The 15543-nt window shown below is 70.5% G+C and carries 18 protein-coding genes and 1 pseudogene; 8 read left to right on the forward strand and 11 right to left on the reverse strand.

Going from position 1 to position 15543, the window contains the following annotated elements; genetic code table 11:
• Positions 1-6: 6 nt before the first annotated feature.
• The gene (locus ACFSVL_RS08740; protein WP_378302233.1) at positions 7-480 is read right to left on the reverse strand and encodes a hypothetical protein; all 474 of its coding nucleotides are present in this window, start codon (positions 478-480) and stop codon (positions 7-9) included.
• Positions 481-614: 134 nt separating this feature from the next.
• Here ACFSVL_RS08740 and ACFSVL_RS08745 point away from each other — a divergent pair, with 134 nt between their 5' ends.
• The 3 genes and pseudogenes from ACFSVL_RS08745 to ACFSVL_RS08755 all read left to right on the forward strand — a co-directional run bounded on the left by ACFSVL_RS08745 (position 615) and on the right by ACFSVL_RS08755 (position 2453).
• Entirely contained in the window at positions 615-1064 is a 450-nt protein-coding gene (locus ACFSVL_RS08745; protein ID WP_378302235.1) for an anti-sigma factor, read from the forward strand.
• A pseudogene (locus ACFSVL_RS08750) lies at positions 1061-1847 on the forward strand (SigB/SigF/SigG family RNA polymerase sigma factor). Before ACFSVL_RS08745 ends, ACFSVL_RS08750 begins: the two are co-directional and overlap by 4 nt.
• A gap of 3 nt (positions 1848-1850) precedes the next feature.
• Positions 1851-2453: an endonuclease gene (locus tag ACFSVL_RS08755; protein WP_378302237.1), complete on the forward strand. Its 603-nt coding sequence runs from the start codon at positions 1851-1853 to the stop codon at positions 2451-2453.
• Here ACFSVL_RS08755 and ACFSVL_RS08760 read toward each other — a convergent pair.
• The 3 genes from ACFSVL_RS08760 to ACFSVL_RS08770 all read right to left on the reverse strand — a co-directional run bounded on the left by ACFSVL_RS08760 (position 2450) and on the right by ACFSVL_RS08770 (position 5486).
• Positions 2450-3370 carry a universal stress protein gene (locus tag ACFSVL_RS08760; RefSeq protein WP_378302238.1) on the reverse strand — a complete coding sequence of 307 codons (921 nt, stop codon included), beginning with the start codon at positions 3368-3370 and terminating at the stop codon, positions 2450-2452. The genes ACFSVL_RS08755 and ACFSVL_RS08760 overlap by 4 nt on opposite strands.
• Positions 3371-4037: 667 nt before the next feature.
• The gene (locus ACFSVL_RS08765; RefSeq protein ID WP_378302240.1) at positions 4038-5069 is read right to left on the reverse strand and encodes a GAF and ANTAR domain-containing protein; all 1032 of its coding nucleotides are present in this window, start codon (positions 5067-5069) and stop codon (positions 4038-4040) included.
• A gap of 48 nt (positions 5070-5117) precedes the next feature.
• Positions 5118-5486, reverse strand: coding sequence for an STAS domain-containing protein (locus ACFSVL_RS08770; RefSeq protein WP_378302242.1), 369 nt, complete (start codon positions 5484-5486; stop codon positions 5118-5120).
• 269 nt (positions 5487-5755) lie between these two features.
• Between ACFSVL_RS08770 and ACFSVL_RS08775 the strand changes: the two genes are divergently transcribed.
• The gene (locus ACFSVL_RS08775) at positions 5756-7108 is read left to right on the forward strand and encodes a cytochrome P450 (RefSeq protein WP_378302244.1); all 1353 of its coding nucleotides are present in this window, start codon (positions 5756-5758) and stop codon (positions 7106-7108) included.
• 3 nt (positions 7109-7111) lie between these two features.
• Here the strand turns inward: ACFSVL_RS08775 and ACFSVL_RS08780 are convergent, their stop codons facing one another.
• Positions 7112-7618, reverse strand: a complete 507-nt coding sequence (locus ACFSVL_RS08780) for a type 1 glutamine amidotransferase domain-containing protein (RefSeq protein WP_378302246.1) — start codon at positions 7616-7618, stop codon at positions 7112-7114.
• 41 nt (positions 7619-7659) lie between these two features.
• Positions 7660-8121 carry an SRPBCC family protein gene (locus ACFSVL_RS08785; RefSeq protein ID WP_378302248.1) on the reverse strand — a complete coding sequence of 154 codons (462 nt, stop codon included), beginning with the start codon at positions 8119-8121 and terminating at the stop codon, positions 7660-7662.
• Between the two features lie 117 nt (positions 8122-8238).
• On the opposite strand from ACFSVL_RS08785, the gene ACFSVL_RS08790 reads away from it, so the two are divergent.
• Positions 8239-9531 carry an NAD(P)/FAD-dependent oxidoreductase gene (locus ACFSVL_RS08790; RefSeq protein ID WP_378302250.1) on the forward strand — a complete coding sequence of 431 codons (1293 nt, stop codon included), beginning with the start codon at positions 8239-8241 and terminating at the stop codon, positions 9529-9531.
• A 19-nt stretch (positions 9532-9550) separates the two neighbouring features.
• Positions 9551-10642 (forward strand): Rv2629 family ribosome hibernation factor, encoded by a 1092-nt coding sequence (locus tag ACFSVL_RS08795; RefSeq protein ID WP_378302251.1) that lies wholly within the window; start codon positions 9551-9553, stop codon positions 10640-10642.
• Positions 10643-10728: 86 nt separating this feature from the next.
• Here ACFSVL_RS08795 and ACFSVL_RS08800 read toward each other — a convergent pair whose 3' ends face one another.
• Positions 10729-11691 carry a TIGR03557 family F420-dependent LLM class oxidoreductase gene (locus ACFSVL_RS08800; protein ID WP_378302253.1) on the reverse strand — a complete coding sequence of 321 codons (963 nt, stop codon included), beginning with the start codon at positions 11689-11691 and terminating at the stop codon, positions 10729-10731.
• Between the two features lie 71 nt (positions 11692-11762).
• Entirely contained in the window at positions 11763-12245 is a 483-nt protein-coding gene (locus tag ACFSVL_RS08805; RefSeq protein WP_378302255.1) for an STAS domain-containing protein, read from the reverse strand.
• Between the two features lie 81 nt (positions 12246-12326).
• Here ACFSVL_RS08805 and ACFSVL_RS08810 point away from each other — a divergent pair, with 81 nt between their 5' ends.
• Positions 12327-12482, forward strand: coding sequence for a hypothetical protein (locus tag ACFSVL_RS08810; RefSeq protein WP_378302257.1), 156 nt, complete (start codon positions 12327-12329; stop codon positions 12480-12482).
• A 59-nt stretch (positions 12483-12541) separates the two neighbouring features.
• Here ACFSVL_RS08810 and ACFSVL_RS08815 read toward each other — a convergent pair whose 3' ends face one another.
• The 3 genes from ACFSVL_RS08815 to ACFSVL_RS08825 form a co-directional block, all read right to left on the reverse strand.
• Positions 12542-12667 carry a hypothetical protein gene (locus ACFSVL_RS08815; RefSeq protein WP_378302259.1) on the reverse strand — a complete coding sequence of 42 codons (126 nt, stop codon included), beginning with the start codon at positions 12665-12667 and terminating at the stop codon, positions 12542-12544.
• Positions 12668-12825: 158 nt separating this feature from the next.
• On the reverse strand, positions 12826-13995 hold the full coding sequence (locus ACFSVL_RS08820; RefSeq protein ID WP_378302261.1) for a hypothetical protein: 1170 nt from the start codon (positions 13993-13995) through the stop codon (positions 12826-12828).
• 82 nt (positions 13996-14077) lie between these two features.
• Positions 14078-14686 (reverse strand): TetR/AcrR family transcriptional regulator, encoded by a 609-nt coding sequence (locus ACFSVL_RS08825; RefSeq protein ID WP_378302263.1) that lies wholly within the window; start codon positions 14684-14686, stop codon positions 14078-14080.
• Between the two features lie 94 nt (positions 14687-14780).
• Between ACFSVL_RS08825 and ACFSVL_RS08830 the strand changes: the two genes are divergently transcribed.
• Complete coding sequence (locus ACFSVL_RS08830) at positions 14781-15530, forward strand: SDR family oxidoreductase (RefSeq protein ID WP_378302265.1); 750 nt, start codon at positions 14781-14783, stop codon at positions 15528-15530.
• Positions 15531-15543: the final 13 nt, after the last annotated feature.

The following is a 15543-nucleotide window of genomic DNA, read 5'->3' on the forward strand; positions in this document are numbered from 1 at the left end:
GTCGGGTCAAGCCGTGTAAGGCGAACGCTGCTCCAACGACGGGCTCACGTCCGGATGCCTGCCCTCCTGGCCGGGCACCGGCGTGACCGTCGGAGCCTGCAGGTCCTGCTGCGCCCGGCGGGCCGCCCGGTCGTCGCGGTGGGCGATCGCCTCCGCCACGTCCTGCTCGCCGCGGATCCGGGCCAGCGCGCCGAGCGTCGCGGCGTGCGCCAGTGCCAGGACCAGCAGCAGCACGCCCACCCGGCCCACGACGCCCGGCAGGTCGCTGCCGCCGATGTCGACGGTCGAGATCAGGGCCAGGATGCCCAGCGTCCCGAGGTGGAAGAGCACGGTGACCAGCCGCGTCATCGAGGCGCCCGCCCCCGGGTCTCCGTAGGCGTTCGCGAGGTAGCGGCGGCCGCTGCGGTAGATGATCTGGCCGTCCACCAGGACCAGCGCTATCCCGATCGCCAGGAACGAGAGGTACGCGTTGGTGCTCATGCCGGATGCTCCTTTCGCTGCCGTGCTCCCCGCCGGGTACCCGGCTTCCGCATCCGGAAACGGAGTTCTCGTGTGCTGCCAGGCATTCCGGCGGCGATGATTGGCGCGGCGCGGCTCCGGGTAACCCGGCACCCATGGTTCAGCGCAGTGCGGACGGAGTGAACGTGCTGACCGCGGCCGTGCCCGTGGTCGAATTGCGCCTGCCGGCGAACGGACATCTGCTGTTCCTGGCCAGACCGGTGGCCGAGGACCTCGCCGTCTCGGCGGAGTGCACCCTCGACGAGGCCGCGGATTTCCGGCTCGCGGTGGAGGAAGCGGTCGCGGCGCTCGCCGTCCGGGCGGACGACGGCGCGGTGCTGGAATGCGCGTTCCGCTGCGCCCGCACGATCACCGTCACCGTCTCCACGACGTCGTCGGTGGCTTTCCCGCCCGGACCGGACGAGATCGGGTGGCACATCCTGCGCGCGCTGACCGATTCGCTCGCCGCCTGGACCGAACCCGCGCCCGGCGAGGACGGCTGGCGGCTGTGCGTCGAATTCGCCAAGGAGCCGCTGCACCAGGAGCCCAGGACGGGAGGATCATGAAGACCTCCGCGCGATCGCACGCCGACGGCTACGAGCACTGCGCCGGGTGGTTCGCCGAGCTGAGCGCCCTTCCCGGCGCGGGCGAACGCCGGGACCGCTTGCGCCGCAAGCTGATCGAGGAGCACCTCCCGCTGGCCGAGCACATCGCGCAGCGGTTCGGCGGGCGCGGCGAACCCCGCGACGACCTCGTCCAGGTGGCCCGGCTGGGCCTGGTCAAGGCCGTGGGACCGGTTCGACCCCGAGCGCGGCGCGGACTTCCTGTCCTTCGCCGTGCCGACGGTCATGGGCGAGGTCCGCCGCTACTTCCGCGACGCGGGCTGGTCGGTCCGCGTCCCGCGGCAGCTGAAGGACCGGCACCTGGCCGTGAGCCGGGCCGCGTCCGTGCTGGCGCAACGGCTGGGCCGCGCCCCGACCGCGCGCGAACTCGCCGAGCAGGCGGACCTCGACCTGGACGAGGTGACCGAAACCCTTGTCGCCGGGCACGCCTACCAGACGAATTCCCTCGACTGGACCCTGCCCGACGAACCGGACGCCGGCACGCTGGGCGACACGCTCGGCGAGAACGACGTCGAATTCGAACGGGCCGAGATCCACGAAGCCCTGAAACCCATGCTGCGCGAACTGCCCGCCCGCGAACGGTCCATCATCGCGATGCGGTTCTTCGGGAACATGACGCAGTCGAAGATCGCCGAGCGGATCGGGCTGTCCCAGATGCACGTGTCCCGGCTGCTCGCGCAGACGCTGGAGAAACTGCGCGGAATGCTGGAGGAGGAAACGGAGTAACCGATGCGCCGAGCCGACGACCTGCTGGCCGAACACGGCACGACCTACGCCGAGGAAGCCGGGATCACCCTGGCCGACAAACCGCAGCCGCTGTACCGGTTGCTGGTTCTCGCCACCTTGCTGTCGACGCGGATCAGCGCCGACCTCGCCGTCGCCGCCGCGCGCGAACTGTCCCGCTCCGGCTGGCGTTCCCCGGCCGCGATGCGAAATTCCACGTGGCAGCAACGGGTTGACGCACTCGGCCGCGCCCGCTACGTCCGCTACGACGAAAGCACCTCGCACCATCTCGGCGAAGCAGCCGACTTCATCCACGACCGCTACCGCGACGACCTGCGCCGCATGGCCGACACCGCCGACGGCGATCCCCAGCGCCTGGAAAAGCTGCTCACCGAGTTCCCCCGGATCGGCCCGACCGGCGCGCAGATCTTCTGCCGCGAAGCACAAGCCGTCTGGCCGTGGCTGCGCCCGTACTTCGACCGCAAGGCCTTGGACGGCGCGAAGAAAGCCGGTCTCCCCACCGATCCGGACCGCCTGGCAAAACTAGTACCCGGCCCCGACCTGGCGAGGCTGGCCGCCGCCCTGGTCCGGCGGGGCCTGCAGCGCTAACCCGGGTGCTCCTCCACACCCTCACGCACAATCGCCACCGGACACGGCGAGTGGTAAGCCATCGCATGGCTCACCGACCCGAGAAACGCGCCCCGCAGCGCACCGCGCCCGTGCCCGCCGACCACCAGCAACGTCGCCGCTTCAGCATGATCCAGCAGCACCTCGGCCACCCGCCCGAGCGCCACCTCCCGCTGCACCACCACGTCCGGATGCCGCTCGCCAAGCCCGGTCAGCGCTTCCGCAAGCACCCTTTCCCCCTGGTCTCCCGGGTCCGGCTGCCCCTCGCCACCAGAACGAGCCGGACCGAACACATCCTCCGGCGGCTCCGCCCACACGTGCACCGCATGCAGGACACACCCGTGCCGATCAGCGAAGTCATACGCATACCGCACCGCCGCAACACTGGCCGGCGACCCATCGACCCCCACGACAACCCGGCGCTGCCCTTCCCCCGCCGCCCGCACCACGACGACCGGCCGCGCGCACGTGTGCACCAGCTGCGCAGCCGTCGACCCGAGCAGCAGCCGGGACAGCCCGCTCCGCCCAGACGCCCCCACCACGATCAGCTCGGCCTGCCGCCCAATGTCCGCCAGCTCCCAGCTGGCCCGCCCGAGCCGAACCCGAGTACGCACCGAAAGCCCAGGCCGCTTCTGCCCGATCGCCGCCGCCGTCTCGGCCAGCTCCCGCTCCGCATAGTCCACAAAGGACTGATCCGCGACAATCTCCCCCGCCACCGGCGTAATCACCCCAGGCACGAAGTCCACGTTAGGCGAAGGCAACGTCATCGTCCGCACGACAACCAGGCACGTCCCCAGCGCCTCCGCCTCGGCAGCCGCCCATTCGACCGCCAGCCGCGCCCCGTCAGACCCGTCGTCCCCCACCACGACACCCGGCTCGGCCCGGTTCGCTTCATCCATCAGCCGGCCTCCTTCGTCTCAGGCTTTCCTGCGGAGTACCCGATCGCCCCAGGCGACAATCCGCCCTCAACGCAGCTCAAGCGTCCCAGCGACCACACGTCCGGCGACGAGACCTCCTCCCAGCCCCCCGTACCCGCGCCCTGGCCCTGCCGCAACCATCCGCGAAGGACCCCTTCACGGACTGAGATTCCCATGCCAGGGCTCAAGCCGGACACCCTCAGCCCGCCAACCGTCCACAATGGACGCAAAACCCAGCGAAATGCCCGATTAACGCGAATATGACCGTTTCTTCAAGTCCGTGAGGGGCCCCCTGAGGGAATCAGATTCCCTCAGGGAGCCCCTCACAGACCTGAGCCGCCCGAAGCGCCCCAATGTGGCATTGGGTGCGTCCCAGGCACCCAATGTGGCGTTGGTTGCATCAGATGCACCCAATGCCACATTGGGGCGCTAGCCCCACCCCAGCGAAACCTCCGCCAACGCACCCGGCCAGCGGTGCACCCAGCCCCTCCCCCGCACCCCGATACGAAGCCTCCCTGCGGTTCGGGGGTGCTTGTCAAGGCATCTTTCCCGCCTTGACAAGCACCCCCGAACCGTCAGCACACTCGGGCTTCGGGGTGCCCGCCGCACCAGAGCCAGCAATGTCGCCGCCAGGCGACGAGCCAGCCCCTCACACCGGATCCGGCTCCCCGTCCAGCTCCACATGCCGAGCCGCCAACGTCCCAGCCAAATGCACCAGCTTCACATTCAACTGCTGAGAAGTCCGCCGCAGCAGATCGAACGCCTCCTCCGCATCCAACCCCCGCCGCGCCATAATGATCCCCTTGGCCTGCCCAATCACATCCCGGCTGTCCAACGCCCGCCGCAACTGCGCCTGATGCAACTCAGCCCGAGTCACCGCATCAGTCTCCGCCACCGCCAACGTCGCATGACTGGCCAGCAGCAGCACCACATCCCGATCAGCCTCAGCCAGCCCGCCAGGCACCCGAGAATAAAGATTCAACGCCCCAGAAAACCGAGAAACAGCATCATCGGCCAACGCAGTAGCCAACACCGCCCGCCACCCCAACCCGGCCACCGTCGGAGACCACCGCGCCCACCGCTCGTCCAGGCTCAGATCCGGACACTCAAGGAACTCCGGCCGCCCAGGCACCGCCGCGTCATGACACGGCCCCTCCCCCAACTTGTACTGCAGCAAATCCAGCTCAGCAGCCGCAGAATCGGTATACGCCGCAGTATGAAAATTCCCGTCCGGCGCCCGCAACGTAATCGACACCAGCTCCGCGGAAGGCACCAACGACGCAGTAGCGTCCACGATCACCTGCAAAACCTCGCCCACCGACCCCGCAGCCAGCAGCATCTCGGTAAGCGACCGAAACCGCTCCCCAGACGGCCGCAGCGACTCGTCCTCAAACGCCAACGCCGCAGACGCGGTATCGGCGACCGCAACGCCTTCCTCCTCAAGCACCCGCCGCGCCACCCCGCCTTCCCGGCAGGCGAACACCGCCTCGCTAGTCCCAGCCGTATCCCGCAACGCATCAAGGTCCTCGCGAGAAAACGCAGTCAATTCGCTCAATTCGAAGACCACCAGCCGCGGCTCCGCGGACAGCACCTCGCCGACTTCGGCGCGCAACTCACCCGGGTCCCCACTCAGCCGCACCACCGCCGAATAGTCGACCGCCGCCCTGCTCTCAGCTTCCACGTGTCCGACCGTACCGGCAGCAGCCCGAGGCGGGCACCGCGAAACCGGTCAACGAGCAGCCACTTCCGCAACACAACCGACCACCCGCAGCTCCCGGTCCAGCCCGAGAACCCGCAACGGCCGCAGCACCGCCCGCTGCCCGGCCACGAGAACGAACGGAACCCCCGCCGCATCAGCCGCCCGGGCAGCCCCGGTCAGCACTTCCAGCCCGCTCACTGAACAGAACGTCAGCCCGCTGACATCAACTATCAACCGATGCGGCCGCAACGAGATTTCATCAACCAGCACTTCGCGCACCCGAGCGGTGGAACGCACATCCAGATCCGCGGAGACGGTGACCACAGTCTCGTCCGCGGTTGCGGTGATCAGGGTTCTCGCCGACGTCCCCGGCAGGTAAGCGAGCGTTTCGTGCACCATGGAGCCCTCCTCGCCGATGCGAGGCCGAACCGCCGTGCGCGGCCCGGCCCTGGACCCGCGACAGCGGGCCACGATGGGTCAGGCGACGGCACGTGGGCTGAACCGCTCCCAGCTCGACCGTACCGCAGCACCAGGCCCACCGCACTGACAACGACCGAGAACTGTTCCGTACCAGTACCGATCCGCCGCCCCAACAGTCCACCCCGGACACCGCACACCGAATCCGCCCGGCCAGGTTTCGCCCGCGCCGACCCGGGTATCCGCGCGACATGGCGACCACCCGCGCAGCCGCGAGCCCGGATTTGTCCGAACTGCCCCCGGCCGACGTCCGCCCCGCGCGGGCGTCGGTCCGTGACACCGGGCGCATCGCCGCGCGGGTGGTCGCCCCCACCGTCGGCATCGGACTGGTCAAACGCCGCCCCCGCGCGATGGCGGCGGCGCAGAAACTGCAGCTCGACCGCTCGGCCATCAGCCTGCTCCGCGACCTGCGCGAGCGCTACGGACCGGGCCCGCTCGAACTCCCGCTGCCCGGCCGGTCGATCCGGCTGCCGCTGGACCCCGGCCAGGTCGGCGAACTGCTGGCCGGCGCGCCCACCCCGTTCAGCCCGGACACCGCCGAGAAATCCGCCGCGCTGCGCCATTTCCAGCCGCACGGCGTGCTGATCTCCACCGGCAGCGCCCGCGCGCAACGCCGGAAGCTGAACGAAACCGTGCTCGAACCCGGCCGCGCGGCGCACGAACTCGCCGGAACCTGGGCGGAAACGATCCGCTTCGAAGCGCACGAAATGCTCTCCGGGTTCCCCGGCCTCGACGCGACCCAGTTCACCGAGCACTTCTGGACGATCATCCGCCAGCTCGTGCTCGGCGGCGACACGACCGCCGACCGGCGCGTCACCGATCTCCTCGACCAGCTGCGGCTCGACGCGAACTGGGCGTTCGCGCACCCGCGCCAGGAGGAGAACCGCCGCCAGTTCCAGTCCCTGCTCGACCGGCAGCTCGGCCTGGACCGTCCGGGCAGCCTCGGCGCGGCGATGAAGAACCAGCCCGCCGAACCCGGCCTCGACCCGGTCGGACAGGTGCCGCATTGGCTGTTCGCCTTCGACGCCGCCGCCATCGCCACCCTCCGCGCGCTCGCCCTGCTCGCCACGCATCCCGACGAGCTAACCGCGGCCCGCGACGAGGCCGCCGAAGCCGATCTCTCGACGCCGCAACAGCTTCCGTACCTCCGTGCCTGCGTCCTGGAGTCCATCCGGCTGTGGCCCACCACACCCGCGCTGCTGCGCGAAAGCACCGAGGACACCGCTTGGGGCCCGGCCGGAACGGCGTTCCTCGTGTACACGCCGTTCTTCCACCGAGACCCGGAAACGTTGCCGTACGCGGATTCCTTCGTCCCGGACATCTGGCTGGACGGCCGTGCCAAGGCCAACCCGGCCCTCGTGCCGTTCAGCGCCGGGCCCGCTGTGTGCCCCGGCCGCGACGTCGTGCTCTTCACGGCCTCGACGCTGCTCGCGAACCTGCTGCGGCTAGCCGGTTTCGCGCCCCGGGGAACCGCCGCCGACCTGCAGCCGGGACGGCTCCCCGCGACGCTGAACCACTTCGGGATCCGGTTCGCGCTGTCCTGAGGCTTACTTCAGCCGTTCGAGCAGCGCGTCGCAGAACGCGGGCAGGTCCTGCGGATTCCGCGACGTGATGACCCCGTCGTCGGTCACCACCTCGCGGTCGACCCACTCCGCGCCCGCGTTGCGCAGGTCCGTTTTCAGCGACGGCCACGACGTCACCGTCCGGCCGCGCGCCAGCCCGGACTCGGCCAGCAGCCAAGGACCGTGGCACACGGCCGCGACCGGCTTGCCCGCCGCGGCCGTCTCCCGGACCAGCGCGACCATCGGCTCGCTGCCGCGGATCTTGTCCGGCGAGTATCCGCCGGGCACCACGACCGCGTCGAAGTCGGCCGCGCCCACGTCGTCCACGGCCTGATCGGTGGTGATTTCGGTGCCGTGCAACGCGGTGAGCCTCTTGCCCCGCGCCAAGCCGACGACGACCGGGTCGTGCCCGGCCGAACGCAGCCGTTCGCACGGCACCCGGAACTCGTCGTCCTCGACCATTTCGTCCACGAGCACTGCCACACGGGCCATGCTGATCTCCTTTCCGCGAAAGTCTTCCGGTGACCCAGGACTCATCCAGGGCGCCCGACGTCACCGCGCCACGAGCCGGTCTCGCGCCCGCGCTGCTCGATGAACTCCTTGAACCGCAGCATGTCCCCCTTGACCCGCCGGTCCAGGATGCCGAGCTTGTCGGCGGCGTTCTCGGCGAAGCCCTCGGGGTCGATCTCCATCTGCGCGGTGACGCGGGTCTTGGTGTCGGCCAGCCGGTGGAAGGTGATCACGCCGGCGTGGTCCGGCCCGGAGTCCGAGCGCCACGCGACCCGCTCGTCCGGATGCTGTTCGGTGATGGTCGCGCCGAACTCCCGCCCGACGCCGCCGAAACGGGTGACCCAGTGCGTGTGTGTCGCGTCGAGCTGGCGGATTTCCTCCACGCCCTCCATGAACTCGGGGAACGATTCGAACTGCGTCCACTGGTTGTACGCGGTGGCCACCGGCACGTCGACGTCGACGATCTCGGTGATCGTGCTGCTCATGCACTCCTCCTCGCTGAACGGGTACCGGGGCCCCGGTTTCCCGGGACCCGGCGGGGCGAAACCGGCGCGATTGCCCGGCCGCGCTCCGGGTACCCGTTCAGCGGAAAGGAGGCGCCCATGCGAGTCGTGATCGTCGGCGGAGGGTTCGCCGGGTACCACGCGGCGCGAAAGCTGCTGCGGACCCTCGGCGACCGCGCCGAAATCGTCGTGCTGAACCCCACCGACTACTTCCTGTACCTGCCGCTGCTGCCCGAGGTGGCGAGCGGGATCGTCGACCCCCGACACGTCGCGGTGTCCATTCCGGACACTCTGCGCGGCGTGCGCTTGGTGCTGGGCACCGCCGAGTCGGTCGACTTCGACGCGCGCACGGTGACCTATGTGGACCCGGAGGACCGCGAACGGACGCTGGACTACGACCGGCTGATCCTGGCGGCGGGCAGCGTAAACAAGCTGCTGCCGATCCCCGGCGTCGCCGAATGCGCGCACGGTTTCCGCGGCCTGCCCGAAGCGCTGTACCTGCGCGACCACGTCACCCGCCAGATCGAACTGGCCGCCGCGACCGACGATCCCGCCGAACGCGACGCCCGGTGCACGTTCGTGGTCGTCGGCGCGGGCTACACCGGGACGGAGGTCGCCGCGCAGGGCCCGGAGTTCACCGCGGCGCTCGCGCGCCGGCACCCGGAACTCGCCGGGCAGCCGATCCGCTGGCTGCTGCTGGACATCGCCGAGCGCGTCCTGCCCGAATTGGACCCCCGGCTCGGTGCCACCGCGGACCGCGTGCTGCGCGAGCGAGGCGTCGAAGTCCGGATGAAAACCTCCGTGGAGCAGGCAGACCGCGAAGGCGTGACGCTGACCAACGGCGACGCCGTGCCGACACACACGCTCGTCTGGTGTGTCGGCGTCCGCCCCGATCCGCTGGTCTCCGACCTGGGCTTGGAAACCGTGCGAGGCCGCCTCGTCGTCACCCCGGAGCTGAACGTGCCCGGCCGCGACGACGTGTTCGCCTGCGGCGACGCGGCCGCGGTGCCCGATCTCACCCGCCCCGGCGAAACCACCCCGATGACCGCGCAACACGCGCAGCGGCAAGGGAAACTGGCCGGGCACAACGTCGCCGCATCGCTCGGCACCGGCCGCTCGCGCCGGTACCGGCACCACGATCTCGGCTTCGCCGTCGACCTCGGCTCCGGCGAAGGCGCGGCCAACCCGCTGCACGTGCCGCTGGCCGGGCTCCCCGCTCGCCTGGTGACCCGCGGCTACCACCTGCTTTCCCTTCCGGGAAACCGCCTGCGCACCGCCGCCGACTGGGCGCTGGAAAAGACCGGGCGGCGCCAGACGGTGCAGCTGGGGCTGGTCCGTTCCGGTTCGGTGCCGCTGGACACGGCGTCGCCCGAGCTTCCCCGCACCCGCTGACCCGGAGGAGGAATCCGAAATGGACACTCACGAACTGCGCGCACTGCTGACCGACGGACCGTTCGTCTCGGTGCACTTCGACGAGTCGCACGACACCGAGGACGCGGCCAAGCAATTACGGTTGCGGCTCAAGGAAATCGAGGCGGCGTTGGAGGACCAGGCCGCCGACCGGCCGACCGTCGAGGCGGCGCTGCGCGCGATCGAAGAAAGCCCACCACCGGTGGGCCGGGCCGGACGCACCATCGTCGCGGCCCACGGCACCATCCTGCTCGACCGGCGGCTCGCCGCGCCGCCGCCAACGCAGGAAGCGCGCTACTCGGCACTGCCGTACTTCCTGCCGACCGTAAGCCACCTCGAAGACGCCCCCGCGCATCTGGTGGTGCTCGTCGACCGGACCGGCGCGGACATCGAGGTGCACCGGCCCGACGGCAGCGTCGAAACCGAGACGGTGCAGGGGCAGGAGCACCCGGTGCACAAGGTCCGCGGCGGCGGTCCGGCGCACCGGGACATCCAGTCGCACGCCGAGCAGACCGCCCGCCGCAACCTCGCCGAGGTCGCCGACCACGTCGCGAAGGCTGCCGAACGCTTCGGCCCGCGAGCGATCGTCCTGGCCGGCGAAGTCCAGGCCCGCACCGAACTGCACGACCGGCTGCCCGAACCGGCCCGTTCGATCGCCACTGAGGTCGACGCGGGCAGCCGGGCCTCCGGCGCGGACCGGTCCGAACTGGACCGGACGGTGCACGAACTGCTTACCGGGCAACGGTTGCGCGAGCTGGACGACCTCGCCGAACGCTTCCGTGCCGCAGCGACCCGCGACTCGGCGCTGGCGGTCAGCGGGTTGTCCGCGGTGACCGCCGCGCTGGCGGAGGCGAACGTGGCCACGCTGCTCGTCGGCGACTCCGGCGAGGCCAGCGTGTACGCCGGTTCGGAACCGGCTCAGGTCGGCGTCGCCCGGCCCCGGCTGGACGCGCTCGGGGCGGCGGATCCGGCCTTGCGCCGGGCCGACGAAGCGCTGCCGTACGCCGCGGTGGCGGTCGGCGCGGACGTCGTGGTGATGGACGAACGGCTCGACCTCGCGGACGGCTTCGGAGCCTTGCTGCGCCACCCGTAGCCACCGTTCCCGGCAAACGTCCGTGAGGGGAACCCTGAAGGACTCTGATTCCCTCAGGGTTCCCCTCACAGACCGCGGCGGAAGACCTACCGGAGCGCGGGCAGCAGCTCCCGCCGCGCGAACTCCAGGAACCCCGGCTGGTGCTCGGCTCCGCCGATCTGGACCAGCGCCAGGTCGGTGAACCCCGCCTGCGCGAACTGCTTCGCCGCGTCCACGATCGGCCCCGCGTCCGGACCGCACGGGATCCCCGCCGCCACGTCGTCCTCGCGCACGTACTGGGTAGCCGCGTCGAACGCCTGTGTTCCCGGCAGTTCGGCGTTCACCGGCCAGCCGGAGCCGAACCACCGGAACTGCTCGTGCGCCCGCCGGACGGCCGCCCCGCGGTCCGGGTCCCAGCAGACCGGCAGCTGGCCGATCTTGCGCGACTGCGGCCCGAGCCGGTCGTGGTCCCATTCCGCGCAGAGCTCCGCGTCCGGTTCGACCGCCACCATCGCGTCGGCCACCGGCGCGAACCGCCGCGCCGACTTCGCGCCGGACACCGCGATCGCGATCGGCACCCGCGTCGGCGAGAGGTCCCACAGCTTCGCCGAATCGGCCCGGAAGTACTGTCCGGCATAGGTGAACTCGCCGCCGTCGAACAGGCCGCCGATGATCTGCACCGCCTCGGCGAGCCGGTCGTGCCGCACCGACGCCGACGGCCAGCCCATGCCCACGACGTGCTCGTTCAGGTTCTCCCCCGCGCCGAGCCCGAGGGTGAACCGGCCGTCGGACAGCAGCTGCACGGTCGCCGCCTTCTGCGCGACCACCACCGGGTGGTAGCGCATTGTCGGGCAGGTCACGAGCGTCATGAGTTCGAGCCGCTCGGTCGCCTGGGCCACCGCGCCGAGCACGCTCCACGCGTAGGGCGCGTGCCCTTGTTCGGCCAGCCACGGCGAATAGTGGTCGCTGCAGGCCGCGAAGTCGAACCCGGCCTCCTCCGCGCCGCTCGCGCAGCCGACCAGTTCGCGCGGCCCGGTCTGTTCGGTCATCAAGGTGTAGCCGATGCGCATGTTCTCCCCGTTCGACTGGTTCCCCGCCCGGGAACCTCTTCCGCCGCCCGGTTACCCCGCACCGCCCGGCTTCACCCGCGTTGCGCGCCCGGCGGGTGCAGCGCCGCCTCCACCGTCGGGTACAGCGGCAGGCTCCGCTCCAGCCCGGTGAGCTGGATGGGCCGCATCGTCGCCCGGCCGGCCGCGACGATGCGCAGGCTGTCGCCGGCCGCCCGGTCCTGGGTGATGGTCACCAGCGCGGTCAGCCCGGCCGAGGCCAGGAACTCCACCTCGGCCAGATCCACCACCAGCACCGCCGGATTCTCGGCGAGCGCTTCGTCGACCGACGCGGTCAGCAGCGGCGCGGTGAGCATGTCGACGTCGCCGCGCACCGTCAGGACCACGGCCGGAGGCCGGTCGGCACGCTCGACACGGAACGCGCGCGCCGGGTCGGTCGGCTCGTTCATCGCCACAGTCCCCTCGTCCGCCGCCGGGTCTTCGGCCGCCCCGTCCATGATGCCCGTCCGGCGGCAACCGCGCAGGAACTGTTTTCGCTCCCGTTTCCAGGGTTTCACTCGTCCGAGTGAGGGTATCCGGGAGTGAGCACGACGAACGCCTCATTCCCCACCGAGAGAAGGAAAGACGAGGTTCTCCCCGTGATTGTTCTCGGCGTCATTCTGCTCGTGATCGGATTCGTCGCCTCGATCCAGATTCTGTGGACGATCGGCATCGCCCTCGTGGTGATCGGCGCGATCCTGGCGGTGCTCGGCGGGACCGGGCGCCGGATCGGCGGTCGCGCGCATTGGTACTGATCCCGTGAAAAACCGGGGCCGCGGTTCCCGACCACGGAACCGCGGCCCGAATGCTCCGCTCAGCGCGCGGCATATTCCCGCGCGGCCTGCGACGTGGGTATTCCCCGTTCCCGGGCGTATGCGAGAACCGCACCCGTCGTGCCGGCGATCGCGTCGATTTTCGCATTCACCGCCGTTTCGTCCATTCCGAGTTTCTCGTGCCCGCCGCTACCGGGGGGGACTGCTGGCCGTCGAAGCGCAGCCCCGTAACCGAATCCGGCGCGACACCGGCCTGAAGCGCGGCCAGCACGCCCCGCGCGGTCGCCGCACTCGACGCGTCGACCCGATGTCCGGCCCGGACGGGTCAGCTGCACTGGAACTCGACCCCGACCGGCCGGTCCGGGCAGCGCGGGCACACGAAGAGGTAGACGTCCCCGACGTCGCCCAGCATCACGTCCAACCGGCCGGATCCGGACCGGTCGGCGGGGACGACGCTTTCCTCCACTGTTTCCGGAGCCACCGCCAGCCGCTCCTCCGCGAACAAGGAGTAATGAGTGGCAGTGGTGTCGAATTCCTCGTCCAGCCCGATCTCCGTGCTGGTGGTGGTGCCGTTGACCAGCGCGAACCGCACCTGCTTCACGAACTCCCTCCCGGCCCGTTCCTCCAGCGGCATCCACGTCTCCCAGTTGCCGCTGCCCGCCTCGGCGGAGGCGACCGTGAGCAGATGGTCCATGCGGTGCCCGCGCTCGCACTCCGGCCACTCCGGGGACTGCACCCAGCTGATCCAGCCGCCGACCTTCGAGCCGGGCGCGACCGACAGGTGCCGGTAGTAGTCCCAGTCCTTCCCCTTTTCCCACGCGTCGATCCGCGCCCGCAGGTCGTCGGAGGCCAGGTCGTCCCAGTGCGGATACTCCACCACCCGCTCCGGCCAGACGCGGCACGGCGACGGCACGTTTTCCTCTTCGACGAGGGCGAGATCCGGCTCCGGCGCGGCGCGCACGGCGGTCACGCTCGCCGAGTCCCGCCACCGCACGAGCGGCAGCGGGCCGTAGTGCGGCTCGTGATCGGTCGCGCACCACAGCACCTGGCACACGTCGGTCCCGTCCGGGAACGGCAGCTCCGGGACGTCCCGCGCGTAGAACTGCGCGATCGGCACCATCGGCAGCGACCGGGCCGGATCGTCGGCGAACTCCACGCGCCGCAGCTCGCGAATGCTCTTTTCCAGCCTGGCGAACTCGTCACCGAGACCAGGGGTCCCTGGGTGCTCGTACATCTCGGCGCGGACCTCAGCGAGCCGTCGCTGCAGCCGCTGCCCCTCCGCGCTGGGCAGCGGCCGGTCGTCCGGATGGTCGATCGAACACACCGGCCACGCCTCGTCCTCGGGCCACAGCAGCGGCCCGCCCATCGACGAATCCCGCACTGTCACCGAGTCCTGCCACGGATGCAGCCGTACCGTCGTCCGCTCCGTGCCGGAAAGCTCCGGAAACACGCTCGCGATGTCCACCGGCTTGTCCGGCGTCGTATAGCCCGCCACTCTGACCTCCCCAGTCAGTCCCCCGCCGAGCCTAGCCAAAACCGGTCAGCCGAGGCTGTGAAACGGTTTCGCGCGAGCCCCTTCAGGAAAGCGGCCAGTTCCGCAGCGCCGCGTCGGCCACTTCCTGCAGCTCGTCCCGGCCGATCCCGCTCGCGGCCTGCACGGCGATCCCGAACGACAAGCTCGTGACGTAACGGGCCAGCAGCACCGGATCCGCCTCCGGCGGCAAATCCCCCTCGTCCACCGCCCGCCGGAACCGCTCGCTGATCCGGTCGCAGCCGTCGGTGCGCCAGGCCGCGAGCAGATCGCGGACTTCCCGCCCGGACTCGCTGGTGGCCAGCGCGCCTTGAACGCCGAGGCAGCCGTGCGGAGCGGACGGCCGCGTCGTGGTCCGGACGGTCCCGGCCAGGATCGCGGTCGCGACGCCGAGGGCGGTCGGTTCTTCCAACGCCCGGACCAGGTACGCGCTCGGGCCTTCGTCGTAGCGCTCCAGCGCCTTGCGGAACAGCTCCGCTTTGTTGCCGAAGGTCGCGTACATGCTGGTAGTGGAGATGCCCATCGCTTCGGTCAGCGTCGCGAGGCTGGCCCCTTCGTAGCCCTGCTCCCAGAAAACCAGCAGGGCGCGTTCGAGGGCTTCCTCCGCGTCGAATCCGCGCGGCCGGCCGGTCTGGCGGCGCTGACTGGTCTCCACGCCGGCAGCCTACCTCTTTTGTATCGATCGCTGCAGAACCTGCTACGGTCGAGTTCTGCATCGATCGCTACAAAACTCCGAGGAGACGGTTCACGTGGGATTGCTTGACGGCAAAACGGCTCTGGTCACCGGTGCCAGCGCCGGAATCGGCCTGGCCAGCGCGGTGCGGATGGCGGCCGAGGGCGCGCACGTATTCCTCACCGGAAGGCGCAAACCCGAACTCGACGCGGCCGTCGAGACGATCGGCCCGGCGGCGACCGCGGTGCACGGCGACATCTCGGACCTGGCCGGCCTCGACCGGCTCTACGAGACGATCCGCGCCCGCGGACAGGGCCTGGACGTCCTCTTCGCGAACGCCTCCATCGCCGAGTTCGCCTCGCTCGAGCAGATCACCGAGGAGCACTTCGACCGCCTCTTCGGCATCAACGTCCGCGGCATGCTCTTCACCGTGCAGAAAGCGTTGCCGCTGCTCAACGACGGAGCCTCGGTGATCTTGAACGGTTCGACCAATGTGGACGTCGGCGACGAGGCGTTCGGCGTGTACGCGGCGTCCAAGGCGGCTACCCGCTCGTTCGCCCGGACCTGGGCCAACGAACTCAAAGGACGCGGTATCCGGGTCAACACGGTCACGCCCGGCCCGACCGACACCCCGGGCCTGTCCGGGCTCGCGCCGGACCCGGAGCAGTCCGCCGCGATCAAGCGGGGCTTGGCAGCCCAGGTGCCGCTGGGCAGGCTCGGGCGGCCGGAAGAAATCGCGGCGGCGGTGGTCTTCCTCGCTTCCGGGCAGAGCAGCTTCGTCACCGGTTCCAGCTTGTACGTCGACGGCGGGCTGAACCAGATCTGAGTCCCCGGCCGGG

The sequence above is a fragment of the Amycolatopsis silviterrae genome, from assembly GCF_042684085.1.
Lineage (GTDB): Bacteria > Actinomycetota > Actinomycetes > Mycobacteriales > Pseudonocardiaceae > Amycolatopsis > Amycolatopsis silviterrae.

Coding starts and splice junctions, on each gene's coding strand:
- ACFSVL_RS08745 (WP_378302235.1), top strand. CDS start 615: ATGGTTCAGCGCAGTGCGGACGGAGTGAACGTGCTGACCGCGGCCGTG.
- ACFSVL_RS08740 (WP_378302233.1), bottom strand. CDS start 480: ATGAGCACCAACGCGTACCTCTCGTTCCTGGCGATCGGGATAGCGCTG.
- ACFSVL_RS08785 (WP_378302248.1), bottom strand. CDS start 8,121: ATGAGCAGCACGATCACCGAGATCGTCGACGTCGACGTGCCGGTGGCC.
- ACFSVL_RS08755 (WP_378302237.1), top strand. CDS start 1,851: ATGCGCCGAGCCGACGACCTGCTGGCCGAACACGGCACGACCTACGCC.
- ACFSVL_RS08775 (WP_378302244.1), top strand. CDS start 5,756: ATGGCGACCACCCGCGCAGCCGCGAGCCCGGATTTGTCCGAACTGCCC.
- ACFSVL_RS08760 (WP_378302238.1), bottom strand. CDS start 3,370: ATGGATGAAGCGAACCGGGCCGAGCCGGGTGTCGTGGTGGGGGACGAC.
- ACFSVL_RS08815 (WP_378302259.1), bottom strand. CDS start 12,667: ATGGACGAAACGGCGGTGAATGCGAAAATCGACGCGATCGCCGGCACG.
- ACFSVL_RS08795 (WP_378302251.1), top strand. CDS start 9,551: ATGGACACTCACGAACTGCGCGCACTGCTGACCGACGGACCGTTCGTC.
- ACFSVL_RS08790 (WP_378302250.1), top strand. CDS start 8,239: ATGCGAGTCGTGATCGTCGGCGGAGGGTTCGCCGGGTACCACGCGGCG.
- ACFSVL_RS08770 (WP_378302242.1), bottom strand. CDS start 5,486: ATGGTGCACGAAACGCTCGCTTACCTGCCGGGGACGTCGGCGAGAACC.
- ACFSVL_RS08780 (WP_378302246.1), bottom strand. CDS start 7,618: ATGGCCCGTGTGGCAGTGCTCGTGGACGAAATGGTCGAGGACGACGAG.
- ACFSVL_RS08800 (WP_378302253.1), bottom strand. CDS start 11,691: ATGCGCATCGGCTACACCTTGATGACCGAACAGACCGGGCCGCGCGAA.